Source organism: Mycobacterium montefiorense (assembly GCF_025823255.1).
In the GTDB taxonomy this organism is placed as follows: domain Bacteria; phylum Actinomycetota; class Actinomycetes; order Mycobacteriales; family Mycobacteriaceae; genus Mycobacterium; species Mycobacterium montefiorense.
This window is the reverse complement of the sequence record NZ_JACKVL010000009.1, coordinates 16,870-31,029: the sequence shown is the minus strand read 5'-3', so window position 1 is coordinate 31,029 and position 14,160 is coordinate 16,870. Positions and strand designations below refer to the sequence as shown.

The 14,160-nt window shown below is 65.1% G+C and carries 14 protein-coding genes; 10 read left to right on the top strand and 4 right to left on the bottom strand.

What is annotated here, in order from left to right:
* Positions 1-198 precede the first annotated feature (198 nt).
* From H7K34_RS07765 to H7K34_RS07755, 3 genes are read left to right on the top strand one after another with little or no spacing between them, the layout of a single operon-like run.
* Complete coding sequence (locus tag H7K34_RS07765) at positions 199-1,110, top strand: class I SAM-dependent methyltransferase (RefSeq protein ID WP_264061297.1); 912 nt, start codon at positions 199-201, stop codon at positions 1,108-1,110.
* Between the two features lie 11 nt (positions 1,111-1,121).
* Positions 1,122-2,042 carry a class I SAM-dependent methyltransferase gene (locus H7K34_RS07760; RefSeq protein WP_264061296.1) on the top strand — a complete coding sequence of 307 codons (921 nt, stop codon included), beginning with the start codon at positions 1,122-1,124 and terminating at the stop codon, positions 2,040-2,042.
* 12 nt (positions 2,043-2,054) lie between these two features.
* Positions 2,055-2,987 carry a class I SAM-dependent methyltransferase gene (locus H7K34_RS07755; protein WP_264061295.1) on the top strand — a complete coding sequence of 311 codons (933 nt, stop codon included), beginning with the start codon at positions 2,055-2,057 and terminating at the stop codon, positions 2,985-2,987.
* Between the two features lie 4 nt (positions 2,988-2,991).
* Here the strand turns inward: H7K34_RS07755 and H7K34_RS07750 are convergent, their stop codons facing one another.
* Positions 2,992-3,657: a GNAT family N-acetyltransferase gene (locus H7K34_RS07750; protein WP_264061294.1), complete on the bottom strand. Its 666-nt coding sequence runs from the start codon at positions 3,655-3,657 to the stop codon at positions 2,992-2,994.
* A 34-nt stretch (positions 3,658-3,691) separates the two neighbouring features.
* Entirely contained in the window at positions 3,692-5,068 is a 1,377-nt protein-coding gene (locus H7K34_RS07745) for a xylulokinase (RefSeq protein WP_264061293.1), read from the bottom strand.
* A 30-nt stretch (positions 5,069-5,098) separates the two neighbouring features.
* Between H7K34_RS07745 and H7K34_RS07740 the strand changes: the two genes are divergently transcribed.
* From H7K34_RS07740 to H7K34_RS07725, 4 genes are read left to right on the top strand one after another with little or no spacing between them, the layout of a single operon-like run.
* Complete coding sequence (locus H7K34_RS07740; protein ID WP_264061291.1) at positions 5,099-6,079, top strand: NAD(P)-dependent oxidoreductase; 981 nt, start codon at positions 5,099-5,101, stop codon at positions 6,077-6,079.
* Positions 6,076-6,741: an L-fuculose-phosphate aldolase gene (locus H7K34_RS07735; RefSeq protein WP_264061290.1), complete on the top strand. Its 666-nt coding sequence runs from the start codon at positions 6,076-6,078 to the stop codon at positions 6,739-6,741. The genes H7K34_RS07740 and H7K34_RS07735 overlap by 4 nt, the downstream gene beginning before the upstream one ends.
* Entirely contained in the window at positions 6,738-7,655 is a 918-nt protein-coding gene (locus H7K34_RS07730; protein ID WP_264061289.1) for an MBL fold metallo-hydrolase, read from the top strand. Before H7K34_RS07735 ends, H7K34_RS07730 begins: the two co-directional genes overlap by 4 nt.
* Entirely contained in the window at positions 7,652-8,683 is a 1,032-nt protein-coding gene (locus tag H7K34_RS07725; protein WP_264061288.1) for an NAD(P)H-dependent amine dehydrogenase family protein, read from the top strand. Before H7K34_RS07730 ends, H7K34_RS07725 begins: the two co-directional genes overlap by 4 nt.
* Here H7K34_RS07725 and H7K34_RS07720 read toward each other — a convergent pair.
* Positions 8,680-9,531 carry a helix-turn-helix transcriptional regulator gene (locus H7K34_RS07720; protein WP_264061287.1) on the bottom strand — a complete coding sequence of 284 codons (852 nt, stop codon included), beginning with the start codon at positions 9,529-9,531 and terminating at the stop codon, positions 8,680-8,682. The genes H7K34_RS07725 and H7K34_RS07720 overlap by 4 nt on opposite strands.
* 75 nt (positions 9,532-9,606) lie before the next feature.
* On the opposite strand from H7K34_RS07720, the gene H7K34_RS07715 reads away from it, so the two are divergent.
* Positions 9,607-10,251 carry a class I SAM-dependent methyltransferase gene (locus tag H7K34_RS07715; RefSeq protein ID WP_372510710.1) on the top strand — a complete coding sequence of 215 codons (645 nt, stop codon included), beginning with the start codon at positions 9,607-9,609 and terminating at the stop codon, positions 10,249-10,251.
* A 34-nt stretch (positions 10,252-10,285) separates the two neighbouring features.
* Here the strand turns inward: H7K34_RS07715 and H7K34_RS07710 are convergent, their stop codons facing one another.
* Positions 10,286-11,314: an agmatine deiminase family protein gene (locus tag H7K34_RS07710; RefSeq protein WP_372510719.1), complete on the bottom strand. Its 1,029-nt coding sequence runs from the start codon at positions 11,312-11,314 to the stop codon at positions 10,286-10,288.
* Between the two features lie 757 nt (positions 11,315-12,071).
* Between H7K34_RS07710 and H7K34_RS07705 the strand changes: the two genes are divergently transcribed.
* Complete coding sequence (locus tag H7K34_RS07705; RefSeq protein ID WP_276059397.1) at positions 12,072-12,911, top strand: LLM class F420-dependent oxidoreductase; 840 nt, start codon at positions 12,072-12,074, stop codon at positions 12,909-12,911.
* 155 nt (positions 12,912-13,066) lie between these two features.
* A complete protein-coding gene (locus H7K34_RS07700; protein WP_264061285.1) occupies positions 13,067-14,113 on the top strand; it encodes an esterase-like activity of phytase family protein in 1,047 nt (348 codons plus the stop codon).
* Positions 14,114-14,160 lie beyond the last annotated feature (47 nt).

Here is a 14,160-nt window from a genome sequence, read left to right as displayed (position 1 = left end):
GCCAGGACGTACGGCGTCACGCGTCAAATCGTGTTCGAGACTAACAGCTGGTCGGACCGAATCCTCAAAAGGGCGTCATGGAGCCGTATCAATAGGGCCTTAAAAATTAAGGAAGCCGACAGCCACAAGGCGTAGAGTTTTGTCAGCTCGTTGCATTTGCTAAGTATCAAAGTTGGCTGCCGAGGATCGAGGAGCACCATGACACGCACTGACCAGGACAGTTGGGATTTGGCCTCCAGCGTGGGCGCCACGGCAACCATGGTCGCCGCAGCCCGTGCGGTGGCCAGCAACGAGGACAACCCGATCATCAGCGACCCGTTCGCCGGGCCCCTGGTGCGGGCGGTCGGGCTGGATTTCTTCCGCCGGATGGTCGACGGCGAACTCACCACCGAGGAAACGCCCGAGGGCGGCCTGGGAGACCTGCAGGTCGAGACCGACTCGATCGCGGTGCGTACCCGCTTCTTCGACGATTTCTTCCAGGGCGCCGCACGCGACGGGATCCGCCAGGCGGTGATTCTGGCCGCGGGGCTCGACGCGCGCGCCTACCGGCTGTCCTGGCCGAACGGCAGCGTGGTGTACGAAGTCGATCAGCCCCAGGTCATCGAATTCAAGACCACCACGATGTCGAGCCTGGGCGCCGCACCGGCCACCGAGCGGCGCACCGTCAGCATCGATCTTCGGGACGACTGGCCGGCGGCATTGCGCAGCAGCGGCTTCGACGTGACCCAGCCGACGTCGTGGAGCGCTGAGGGGTTGCTGATGTATCTGCCTCCCGAAGCCCAGGACCGGCTCTTCGACAACATCACCTCGCTGTCGGCGCCGGCAAGCGTGCTGGCCACCGAGTTTCATCCGCCGTCGGAGACAACGATGTCGCAGCGTGCTCAGGAATTCAACCAGCGGTGGCTCAATTTGGGCTGCGACATCGACCTGTCGGGATTGTTCTTCGATGGCGACCGCAACGACGTGGTCGAGTATCTGAGCGGCCATGGCTGGCAAGTGAACTCGCGGCCACGGCGCGAACTGTTCGCCGATTACGGCCGCGACTTCCACGACAGTGAGGCACTGTCCCAACTGCGCAACATCGTCGCCGTTACCGCAACTCTGAGCTAGGAGCGCACGCCATGACGAGCACCGACAGCAAGCGATTCGACGGAGACAGCTGGGATTTGGCGTCCAGTGTGGGAGCCACCGCCACCGCGGTGGCGGCCCGCCGGGCCATGGCTTCCAAGGGCCCCAACCCGTTGATCGACGATCCCTTCGCCGAGGCGCTGGTCAACGCCGTCGGTGTCGACGCATTCATCCGGATGATGAACGGCGAGGTCGAGCTCTCGCAGGACGATCCCGCGTTCACCCCGCAGCGGCTCAGCGAGGGCATGGCCGTGCGCACCCGGTACTTCGACACCTTCTTTCTCCAGGCCGCCGAGGCCGGTGTGCGTCAAGCGGTCATCCTCGCGTCCGGGCTCGACACCCGCGCATACCGGTTGCCCTGGCCAGCTGGAACCGTGCTTTACGAGATCGATCAGCCCCAGGTGATCGAATTCAAGACCCGCACCCTGGCCGACCTTGGCGCGGCCCCGGCTACCGATCGCCGGGCGGTAGCGGTGGATCTGCGTGATGACTGGCCTGCCGCGTTGCGCGGCAACGGATTCGACTCATCGCAGCCGACGGCCTGGATCGCCGAAGGACTGCTTGGATACTTGCCGCCGGACGCCCAGGACCGCCTGTTCGACAACATCACCGCGCTGTCCGCCCCCGGCAGCCGCATCGGCACCGGCTACGTCCCCGACATTCGCGACCGTGTTCAGAAACGCGGTCGCGAGCTCAGCGAACGCTGGCGCCGCATGGGGCTGGATCTGAACTGGTCGGAGTTGGTCTACGACGGCGAACGTAACGACGTGGTGGCGTACCTCAACCAGCGGGGTTGGCAGACCACAGTGAACAGCACGCCGGAGATGTACGCGCACAACGGTTTCGAGTTTCCTAACGAACCGTCGGTAGTCGCGTTCGGCGACATCAAATACGTCTCGGCGACGCTGACATAAGGGGTCCTTGTCATGACACGCACCGAGCAAGACACCTGGGATCTGGCCTCGAGCGTAGGGGCGACTGCGACCTGGGTGGCCGGCGCCCGGGCAATAGCCAGCAAGAAACCCGACGCTCTGATCGACGACCCGTTCGCTGATCCACTGGTGCGCGCGGTGGGCGTGGACTTCTTTACCGGCGTGCTCGACGGTGAGATCACCGATGAGAGCGGCGGTATCGCTGCCGACGCCGACCTCGAGGCGGAGTTCAACCTGCAGCGGATGGTCGACATGATGGCCGTGCGCACCAGGTACTTCGATGACTTCTTCACCGACGCGACCGCCGCGGGTGTTCGCCAAGCGGTGATCCTGGCCGCGGGCCTGGACTCGCGTGCGTACCGATTGGATTGGCCGGCGGGCACCGTCGTTTACGAGGTCGATCAGCCGACCGTCGTCGAGTTCAAGTCCACCACATTGTCGAACCTGGGCGCCGAGCCCACCGCGAAGCGCCGGACCGTCGCCGTGGACCTGCGCGACGACTGGCTAAACGCGTTGCGGCGCAGCGGTTTCGACGAAACCAAGCCCACGGCGTGGAGCGCCGAGGGGCTGCTGATGTACCTGCCGCCCGACGCCCAGGACCGGCTGTTCGACGCCATCACGACGCTGAGCGCCCCGGGCAGCTGGCTGGCGACCGAATACCACCGCGATGGCGGCATGCCGCTGCTCGAACGGCGTGCCAAGGCGATGGCCAACCGCTGGAGGAAGTTCGGCTTCGACATCGACGTGTCCACCCTGGTCTATGACGGCGAACGCACCCCGGCCGCGGATTACCTGACCGCGCATGGCTGGTCGGTTTCGACGCGCACCCGCGCCGACTTGTTCGCCGAGGCCGGGCTGTCCGTGCCGGCCGGCGACAGCGTGCAATCGCTGCAGAACAGCATCGCCGTCACCGCGGTGCGGGAGTAGCCGCTTAGGCCGGTTTGGCTGCCGGTGCGCGGACCACCAACGGTACGGCGGGAAAACACCAGGCCAGCTCCGAGCGCGACTTGCGCAGCACGGCGGTGCCGTAACCGCGTTTGCGGTGGTCGGGGTGGATCCAGATCCGCACGTTTACCTCGCCATGGAGCAGCTCGCCGAAGACCATCCCGACCTTCTCGCCGGAATCGATGGCGACGAACCAGGCGGCCTCTTCGTCGTCCACCCTGCGCAGCGCCGCCCGGATCTCGTCGTCGAGGTCGCCCGCCGGTCCGCCGGATCCGTCGCCGGCGGCGCCGATTTCTTCAGTGCGGGTGGCGAACAGGTCGCGGTCCTGGTCGGCGGAGAACGGTCGCAGCTCCACGCTCTCCCCCGAACTCGCCGGGCGCTCCCCGAGGGTGAAGCTCAGCTGCTTGTTCAGGTCCTCGAGTTCGGCCAGGATCTTCCGGCGCGAATCGATGGTGAGCTGCTCGAAGCACATGCCCATCACCGCTTCGGCGGCGAGGTGGGAGGTGTCGAGTAATTTGACGATCGACTCGACCGCGGCTGCCTTGTTTTCCGACTCCACGACGACGTCGGCAATTTCATGCCGGCGTTCAAGAGCTTTCAACAGGGCGTCTGCGATCTCTCTCCGGGCGGCTTTGCGGTCCTGGTCAGTCATGGCACCAGACTAGAACGCCGAGCCGTCTACCGCGCTAGATCCTCAAGTCCGACGCCCGCGACGGCTGGTCGCCCAGTTCCAGGAACCGCCGGTAGCGGTCCTGCACCGCAGTCGCCCAGGCGCGATCGGGGTCGACGACGCGATCGGTGGAAACCCAACGATCGGCGTCGGCGATCGACGTCTCCAGCCCGGCCGCCATCCGGCCCAGGAAGGCCGCGCCCAGCGCGGCACCCTCGGCCACCCCGGATACCTCTACCGGCCGGCCGGTGGCGTCGGCGATGGCCTGCATCCACGGCTGCAGTCGCGTCCCGCCGCCGGTGGCCACGATCCGCGACACCGGCGCTCCGCTGAGCTCGATGAGCTGACGGACGACGAAGCCAGACGCCTCGTAGGCGGCTCTGCGCAGCGCGGCAGGACCGTGGGTGAGATCAACACCATCCAGCACGGCCCGGCGGTCCGGGTCGTGGAACGGCGTGCGTTCCCCGCGAATGTAGGGCGACCACACCGGGACGCGGCGCGGATCGACCGACCCGGGGTCGCCCGGGCCGATCACGCGATCCACCCAGCCCAGGAACAGGCCGCCGGCATTGCTGGCGCCACCGATCAGGCTCTTGCCCGGTTTGGTGTGCGGAATGGTCCACAACCCCGGCACCTGGCGGGACTCGGGGACGGTGACCCACACGATCAGCGTGGTGCCGCACATCACCAGCACTTCGCCGTCGCGATCGGCGCCGGCCACCATCTGCTCGCACAGCGCGTCGACGGCACCGATCGCCAGTACGGCTGCCGACCCGTGGACCTGCCCGACCGCGGCTCCGATCGTTTCGACCCGTGGCATCTGTCCGGCACTCGCCCCTCGTTCGGCGCAGGCCTGCGGATTCCAGCCAGTCCCGTCGAACAGCGGGTAGGAGGTGGCTGCGGTCGCGAAGTCGATCACCGCCTCGCCCGCCAGGGCGTGGTTGGCAACCGCCGGCGCCGGCCAGTATCCGGCCGCCCCGGGGACCTCGGCAGCCATCCAGCGCAGAAATTCGGCGGCCTCCCCCAACGCGGGGAGCGGCTGAACCCGTTCTTTCCCGGCCTCCACCGGCCGGCCGCGTTCGTCGCCGTACAGCAGTCCCGAAGTGATTGGCCGTCCCGCGGCGTCGACGGCGGCCAGCGAGGGAACCATCGCCGAGACAGCCACCGCGCGGACGTCGAAACCGGGTGTATGCCGCTGCACCTGATCCAGGGCAGCCACCGGACCGCGCCGCCACGCCTCGTCGGCGTCATGCTCCAGCCGGCCGGGGGACGGCACCCGCACTTGATGCGGGATGCGCACTCGCGCCGTCACCCGGCCGTCGGCGTCGGCGGCGACCGCTTTGACCGCCGTGGTGCCGATGTCGATGCCGACCGTGACGCCGTTACGTGACACGGGCGTCACCGTACGCCAGCATTGGCATTCGTGACATCAAGACCGCGCACCCTGGTGACGGCGCCGCTGCGAGGTCCGGGATTCGCCAAACTCCGGCAGCTGACCGATGTGATCTATGACCCTTGGATCGATCAGACCCCGCTGCGGATCTACAGCCCCGAGCAGTTGGCTGAACGGATCGCCGCCGAATCCGCCGACGTCGTTGTGGTGGAGAGCGACTCGGTGCGCGGCCCCGTGTTCGACGTGGGTCTGCGCGCTATCGCCTCCACCCGCGGCGACCCCAACAACGTCGACGTCGCCGGCGCCACCGCGGCGGGCATCCCGGTGCTGAACACGCCGGCACGCAACGCCGATGCGGTCGCCGAGATGGCGGTGGCGCTGCTGCTGGCCGCCACCCGCCATCTGTTGGCCGCAGACTCGGATGTCCGCAGCGGCAACATCTTTCGCGATGGCGTCATCCCCTATCAGCGGTTTCGGGGTTGGGAGATCGCCGGGCGCACCGCCGGGCTGGTCGGCCTGGGTGCCGTCGGGCGCGCGTTGCGCTGGCGGCTGTCCGGGCTGGGCATGCGGGTCATCGCCCACGACCCGTACCACGACGAAGCCCACCACAGCCTCGACGAACTACTGAGCGAGGCCGACGTCATCTCGCTGCACGCACCGGTCACCGACGACACCACCGGAATGATCGGCGCCGACCAGTTCGCGGCCATGCGCGACGGCGTGGTCTTCGTCAACACCGCCCGCGCGCAGCTGCACGACACCGATGCGCTGGTCGACGCGCTGCGCAGCGGCAAGGTGGCCGCGGCGGGCCTGGACCACTTCGTGGGCGAATGGTTGCCGACCGATCACCCGTTGGTGGGCATGCCCAATGTCGTGCTGACCCCGCACATCGGCGGAGCCACGTGGAACACTGAGGCGCGGCAGGCGCAGATGGTCGCCGACGATCTGGAAGCGTTGCTGTCCGGCAACACGCCCGCCCATATCGTCAACCCGGAGGTGCTCGGCCCATGACGTCGGTGAAATCCGTTGACAACGCGGAAACCGCGGTTCTGGATGCGGCCAAGGACATGCTGCGCCGCGGTCTCGTCGAGGGAACCGCCGGCAACATTTCGGCGCGGCGCCCCGACGGCAACATCGTCATCACGCCGTCGTCGGTCGACTACCGCGACATGGAGCTCGATGACCTGGTGCTGGTCGACTCGGAAGGCGCTGTGCAGCATGGCAAGGAGGGGCGGGCGCCGTCGTCGGAGATGCAGCTGCACCTGGCGTGCTACCAGGCGTTCGACGACATCGGCAGCGTCATTCACAGCCATCCAGTGTGGGCGACCATGTTCGCCATCGCTCACGAGGCGATTCCGGCCTGTATCGACGAATTCGCGGTCTACGTCGGCGGCGACGTTCGGTGCGCCGACTACGCCGCGTCCGGCACACCGGACGTCGGGATCAACGCGGTCAAGGCGCTGGAAGGCCGGGGCGCCGCGCTGATCGCCAACCACGGCCTGGTCGCGGTGGGGCCGCGCCCCGACAAGGTCCTGCACATCACCGCGCTGGTCGAACGCACCGCGCAAATTGTCTGGGGTGCACGGGCTCTCGGTGGTCCGGTACCGATTCCCGAAGACGTGAACCGCAACTTCGCCAGCGTCTACGGCTACCTGCGCACCAATCCTTTATGAGCCGTACACAGGTGGGGCGCGCCCGCGTGACACGGATCCTGGAGTTTCAGTTCGAGCTGGGCACACAGGCTTTCGCCAAGACCCCGCCGTCGGGTTGGCTCGACAACTCCGACCTGCTGGTGCCGGACTTCTTCGACCCGGACACCCATAAGTGGCGCATCGCGGTGCAAAGCTGGGTCGTCGAGGTCGACGGACTGACCGTCGTCGTGGACACCGGCGTCGGCAACGACCGTCAGCGACCGCACATGCCGCCGCTGGATCACCTGAATACCGGTTTCCTCAGCGCGTGGGACTCGGCCGGCATCGACCGCGGCGCCGTGGACGTGGTGATCAACACTCACATCCACTCCGACCACGTCGGTTGGAACACCATGCTTGATGACGGCGCCTGGGTGCCGACCTTTCCCAACGCCCGATATCTCGCGCCCACAGCCGATTACCGCTATTTCGCTCCCGATGGACCGGCGGCGCGGCAAACGCCGCGCACCGAGGCCGAGGCGGCCCAGCAGCATGGTGATCAGCTGGTGTTCGCCGACAGCGTGTTGCCCGTCGACGATGCCGGACAGCTCGTCGGATGGTCGGATGACTATCAGATCAGTCCGTCGCTGCGGCTGCGGCCCGCTCCCGGACATACTCCCGGCTCCTCGGTGCTGTGGCTAGATGCGGGGCAGTCCGCGGTGTTCGTCGGCGATCTCACGCACAGTCCGCTACAACTGCGCCGGCCCGCCGACCCCTGCGCGTTCGACGTGAATGCCGGCGCCGCCGCCGCCACCCGCCGCCGGATCTTCACCGAGGCCGCAGCAGCACACGCCACCGTGATACCCGCGCATTACCCCGGCCACGGTGGTGCGTCGATCCGCGCCGCCGGCGACCAATTCGAAATCGACGAATGGTTGGAGATTGAAAGGCTATGACTTATCGGGTGGTTCAGTGGTCGACCGGGAACATCGGTCGGCGAGCACTAGGTGTCCTGATCGACCGCAACGACTTCGACGTAGTCGGTGTGCACGCCTTCGGACCCGACAAGGTGGGACGTGACGCGGGGGTTCTCGCTGATAGTCCCCCGATCGGCGTTGCCGCGACCGACGATGTCGAGGCGCTGATCGAGCTTGCGCCGGATTGTGTGAACTACATGCCCCGCGCCATCGACTACGACCTGGTGACCAGGATGCTGCGCTCCGGAATCAACGTCGTCACAACGGGCGACTTCCTGACCGGCACCCACCATCCGGCCGAATTCCCGGCGCTCGAGGAGGCCGCGCAGCAAGGGGGCGCGACGTTCCTGGGAACGGGATTCGAACCGGGCTTCATCAACGTCGTCGCCGGCTTCCTCACCGGTGCATGCCGAAAGGTGCACAGCGTCAAGCTCGTCGAGACCCTGGACTGCACCACCTACCCCGTATGGGAGGTATGGCGGGTGCTCGGATTCGGCAAACCACCCCGCGAGCCGGTCACCCAGATCGACCCGGACATACAGCGATACGGCCTCGGCTACTTCGAGACGCTGGACATGATCGCCATGATGCTAGGCGTCGAACTCGAGTCCAAGGACGCATTCGTCGAGCCGGCGGTGCTGACCCGGGATCTGAATCTGGGGTGGGTGGACTTCACGGCCGGCACCATCGGCGGCCAGCGCCGTACCTATCGTGGCCATCGCAATGGCCGCCCGGTCGTGGAGCTGGCCATTTGCTGGACGATGAGCGACGACGCGCTCGACCCGCAATGGACCGATTCCAAGGGTTTCAGCGTGATGATCGAAGGCGAACCGTACGTGGACACGATGATCCGGTTCGGCCATCCGGGACAGGACGCGATGACGGTGTTGATGGACAGCACGGCCGTCGCTGCTGTCAACGCCATACCCTTCGTCTGCGATGCGCCGCCTGACGTCCTTACCCCAATTGATCTGCCTATCATCGGATCTCAGGGCACGTTGGTCTAGGTGGCTCGCAGTCGCCAGTCGCGCGGCGGCATGCCGTGCTCCCGGTTGAATAATCGGCTGAAATAGCCGGGGTCGAAAACCCCTACCCGGCGGGCGATCTCGGCGACCGGGAGATCGGTTTCTTCCAGCATGGTGCGAGCTTCGGCCATGCGGCGTTCGATGATCCACTCCTGCACGGTGCGCCCGGTGCGCCGACGCACCACCGTGGTGAGATGCCCTGGCGTCATCCCGATTTCGCCGGCAACATCGCGCAGCGACAGGGCTTCGGCGTGACGGCGGTCGATCACCGCGAACACATCGGCCAGCAACGGCTCCCCGCTGCGCCTCAGGTCGGCGACCACGTCACGAGCCAGCCGCGCGAGCTCGATCAGCAGCAGGGTCAGGTGCGCCAGGGCCGCCTGCCGGTGGCCCTGGCACCGGACAGTCAGTTCGTTTTCGATCGACTCGATCGCGTTGTTCCACATGGATTGCCGCGCCGCGGGCACCTCCAGCCGCAGCACCCCACCGGAATGCCCGTGCAGGAACGGAAAGAGCAGCGGATGCCCCCGCCACGCCGGCCGTGGCGATCGAGCGTCCTCGCCCAGCGCGGCGGGATCGAAGAACACCGCGACACCGGCCTCCAGGTTTTCCAGCTGGTGCGGGTCGAGCACCTCACCGGGAGCGGCCACATACACCACACCCGCCGCGGGCACGTACCACAGCGCGGGGAAGTCGTGGATATGACGACCCCGCTCGCCGAGGCCGCCCAGGCGGCGGTGCACCGACACCGGAGGTGTGTCCGGGCCGGTCCGATATTGATAGATCGGCACACCGCCGCGGAGGCTGATCAGCCGGGCTGCCTGCGTCATCATTGCAAAAGATAGTCCTATTTCCAGCAAGAATCAGCCAATTCTATAGCGAGCCAGTGATCCACTATTGATGCTGTGACGAAATATCATCCACATGACTACTTACCGGCGACCGGTCACGATGCGTTCCTACCCGCATACGACTTGATCGCACGCATGATGGGCTTCGACAGCGTCTATCGACAGCTGGTCGCCCAAGCTGATATCGCCGACGGTCATCGAATCCTGGACATCGGCTGCGGCACCGGGAATCTCACGATTCGTGCCAAGCGCACCCATCCCCGCGCGGACGCGGTCGGTTGCGACCCGGACCCGCGAATTTTGGCGGTTGCGAGGCGAAAGGCCGCACGATTGACCGGCATCCGCTTCGAACAGGGGTACGCCGAGCGACTTCCCTACGCGGACGGCGAATTCGACCGGGTCCTGTCGTCGATGATGTTGCACCACATCAGCGCCGATGCGAAGCCGTCAGCCGCGGCAGAGATATTCCGGGTGCTGCGCCCCGGCGGCAGGCTGCACCTGGTCGACATCTCCGGCGACACGACCAACGGCGGCTTGACGGCGCGGCTCATCCGGCACAATCACCACGTGGCCGGCAACCTCGGCGACGCGATTCCCCAGCTGCTGGGTGCCGCAGGGTTCGACTGCATCGAACTCGGCACCGAGCGGCGACGAATCGTCGGCCAACTCACCTACTACCGCGCCACCCGCCCCGCATAGTGCGGGTGAGCATCGGCGGCCGTGGACAGTTGATTCAGCCTGGGTCCGCAGAAGGTTGCTGCAAAGTGATGCAATGAATACCGCCGCCACGCTCGAATAGTGGCCGCGAGTCGACCGCCACGACCTTCCTTCCGGGGTATTGCTCGGCGAGGATCGCCGCGGCGTTTGCGTCGTTAACATCATCGAAGCTGCAGGCGATCACGCCGCCGTTGACGAGCAGATGATTCATGTAGCTGTAGGCCACGATTCCCTCGGCATCATTTGTCGTCGCGGGCGCGGGCATATCGGTGATCTCCCACCGCCGGCCGGCAGCGTCGTGACTGGCTTCCAGCGCTTCCCGAATCTCCCGGCAAACTCGATGATCTGGGTGGGCTTCATTGCGCTGGGTGTGCAACAGCAATCGGCCGGGTGAGGTAACCGCAGCGACGAAGTCGACGTGCCCCCCAGTGCCGCCGAGTTCGGAGTCTAGGGTCAGGCCCCGGGGCAGCCAGACGGCGTGGGTTGCACCGATCGTGGCGGCCAGTTCAGCCTCGATGTGGGCACGCGTGAAGCCCGGGTTGCGGCGGGGATCGAGCTGCACGGTCTCGGTGACCAGGACGGTGCCCTCACCATCAACGTGGATCCCGCCACCCTCATTTACCAGAGATGAACTCACTGTAGGAGTGCCGGCAATCTCTGCGACGAATCGGCCTGTGCGCCAGTCGCTGTGCCAATGCGCCCAGTCTCGGTCCCCCCAACAGTTGACCGCCCAATCGACAGCAGCCACAGCGCGGTCGCTGGTGCGCACGAATGTCGGCCCGATGTCTCGCATCCAAGGGTTGGTGACTGGGGCTTGGATGATGTCGATGTCTCGGGACAGGTAACGGCGCGCGGCGCGCATCTGGGTCGGGTTGACCAGCATGATCACCGGTTCGAATTCGGCGACGGCGTGAGCTACCGCCGCCCAGGTGAGTCGCGCTTCATGCCTTGAGGTTTCGGTACTCCCCAGTGCCAAACACCCAACAGGAAAAGCCATCCAGACCCGCTCTTGCCTGGCCCCTTCTGTGGGCATCTGGTAGCCGATGGGTTCGCGCCGCTGCGATTGAGGGGCACGGCGCTCGCAGGGCTGATCTTCGTCCATCATCAAGCAACCTCGGCCATCCAGAGATGAACCGAATGTTGGCCGGTTTCTACCTCCGCTATCACCAACCAACCCCTCTAGCCGTCTGATCAGCGGCCAGCCCCGCTCCGCACACGCTTGAAATGATACGATTGAGTTGCATTTGATTCACTGTAGTCTTACTATTTCGATCGTGATGCCGCTGACAGTCGGCCCATCATTGACACCCATGCGCATCGCCGGGGCTCGCCGAGTGATGGACATCGACGTGTCAGGTCGACTCACCCGAATGGAGGCAACGCTTGGCACCTGTGGCTGCACCCGATCCAGACCCCGACGCGGAACCAACCTTCGGTTCTATCGGCAATCCGCCACCATCTGACACCACTATTCGACAACCTTGGCGTGTAGGCGATCGACGAAATCAATTGCTCGCCAGTCACTCTCGCTCCGTCAAGACGCTCGTGCGAGGCAAATCGAAGCCTGAGCAGCCGGGTCAGCTCCTTCAACGAGCACTGGCGGCGGACCCGAAAACGTTCACATCGGACGCAATCTCGGGCCCATCCCGGTGCTGATGCAGGTCGTCCACATCAACCCAATCGGTAGCCCGCTGTCTGTGGGCACCCGCGACCCTGGCTGCGGACCCGTCGACACCGAGTGAGAAACGGGCACCCGATTGCACGAGGATCCAATGACCGCCCGCGAGACGTGCCGTCCCTCAATGCCATCAAGAAAGAGAGCGGGCATAGTGACCTTTCCGATTCGCATCGGGGTGCAAGTACCGCCCTGCGGTACTCCGAGTTATCAATCATGGCGCGCCGCAGTACTTCTCGCAGAGGGTGTCGGCGCCGACCTGATCTTCGGTTACGACCATTTCCACTCGCCTTCCTTCAGTACTGCCATTAACGCTAGACCGGTACTTGATGACCGCCAGCCCGATGTCAATCACTTCGAAGGTTGGACTGCGCTGGCCAGTTGGGGCGAGATTACCCACCGCGTGGAAATCGGCTTGCTCGTGACAGGCATCGGATACCGTAACCCCGACCTGCTTGCCGACATGGCCCGCACTGTCGATCACATTAGCGAGGGCCGCCTGATACTCGGCGTCGGATCAGGATGGTACGAAAAGGATTTCGCCACCTATGGATACGATTTCGGTAGCCTTAAGTCCCGTTTCGACCTTTTTGATGAGAGCCTGCTGCGGATCGCGAGACGCCTGGACTTGTTGATGCCGCCGCCGCTGCGCAGGATTCCCATCCTCATTGGCGGCTCAGGCAGTACACGCACCCTCCCGGCCGTCGCCCGTCACGCCGACCTCTGGCATACGTATCTGCCTATCGAGCTATTTCGTCAGGCGAGCGCCACTGTTGACGGCCTCGCAACACAGTTTGGCCGCGACGGCACAGATATCGAACGCTGCGTCGCATGGGCGGGGCCTGCCAGCGCGAACGCTTACCGTGATGCCGGTGCCACCAGCTTTATCGTCGACATCCGGTCCACAGCCGTTGGCTACGACTTGACCGAGCTCAGCAAGGCACTTGCCTGGCGCGAGGGCCAATAGTCCACTGCTGTAACGCTGTTCCAGATCAGTACGCACGGGTAATCGCTCGGGCTGTAGCAACTGTCATCCGGCCTACCGCATCGACGTCGACACCCTCGGAGTGCTGAGGCGGCTCTGGGGTCGGAGTCGAGGAATAGTCGAAAGGGAGCGATATCTTGGAGTACTTAGGACACAGGATTGTGCCGCACCGAGCGAAATTTGCCGGCACAGTCATAGGCGGCCTGTCCTCAGTCAGCTACGATCCTGGTCGCCAGATCTACTACGCGATCAGCGACGACAGATCCGTGCTGAGTCCTGCCCGCTTCTATACCGTCCGGATTCCGTTGACCGACAATGATTTCGGCGAACCGAAATTCGTTGGCGTGCACCTGCTTCGCGATCGGTCCGGTCGGACGTTAGCTCCGTCGAACATCGATGCAGAGCCGCCGGTCATTGCACCCGATCCTGAAGGGATCGCATTCGATCGTAGGCGCCAACGACTGTACTGGTCCTCAGAGGGGAGCCGATTGCAATCCAATCGCCGAGGGTCAGCCCCCGTTGCTCTTGACCCGTGGATATGGGTGGCTAGTCTCGACGGCTGCTTCCTCGGTGAATTTGACCTTCCGCCCGGGTTGTCGATGTCAACGTCGCCGGGCATCGGGCAGCGCCGAAACCTTACTCTCGAAGGTCTGACAGTATCGCCCAGTGGCCAGTTCCTCTTTGCGGCGATGGAGGGGCCGGGCTACGCCGATGGCGATCCCCCGAATCACAAACACGGGGCGCTGACTCGAATTACCCAATTCGATATAGAGACCAAAACCCCTGTCGCCGAGTGGGCGTACCAACTCGAGCCGGCGACCCCACCCGCGGAGACGAACGGGCTCTCAGGCCTAGTAGCACTTTCGGACTCTTCATTTCTCGTTATCGAGCGCGCTGGAGTCGACAAGCCAGGCAAGCAAATTACGGTTCGCCTCTACCGAGCGGAAATCGGCGAAGCAACACAGGTGCTGGCCCGCCCGTCCTTCGTCGCTGACCCACCGACCCCTATCTCCAAATCGCTGGTCGCCGACCTCAATGCGATCCCTCGACTGACGCCACTGGATAATATCGAAGGCATTACGCTGGGGCCGATACTTCCTGACGGACGTCAGTCGGTCATCCTTGTCAGCGACGACAACTTCTTGGCCCACCAGGTCACTCAGTTTCTGATGTTCGCGCTCTGACACGCGCTACCCATTCGTAAACGCTCTCCTGAATTCTGAGAACGGCT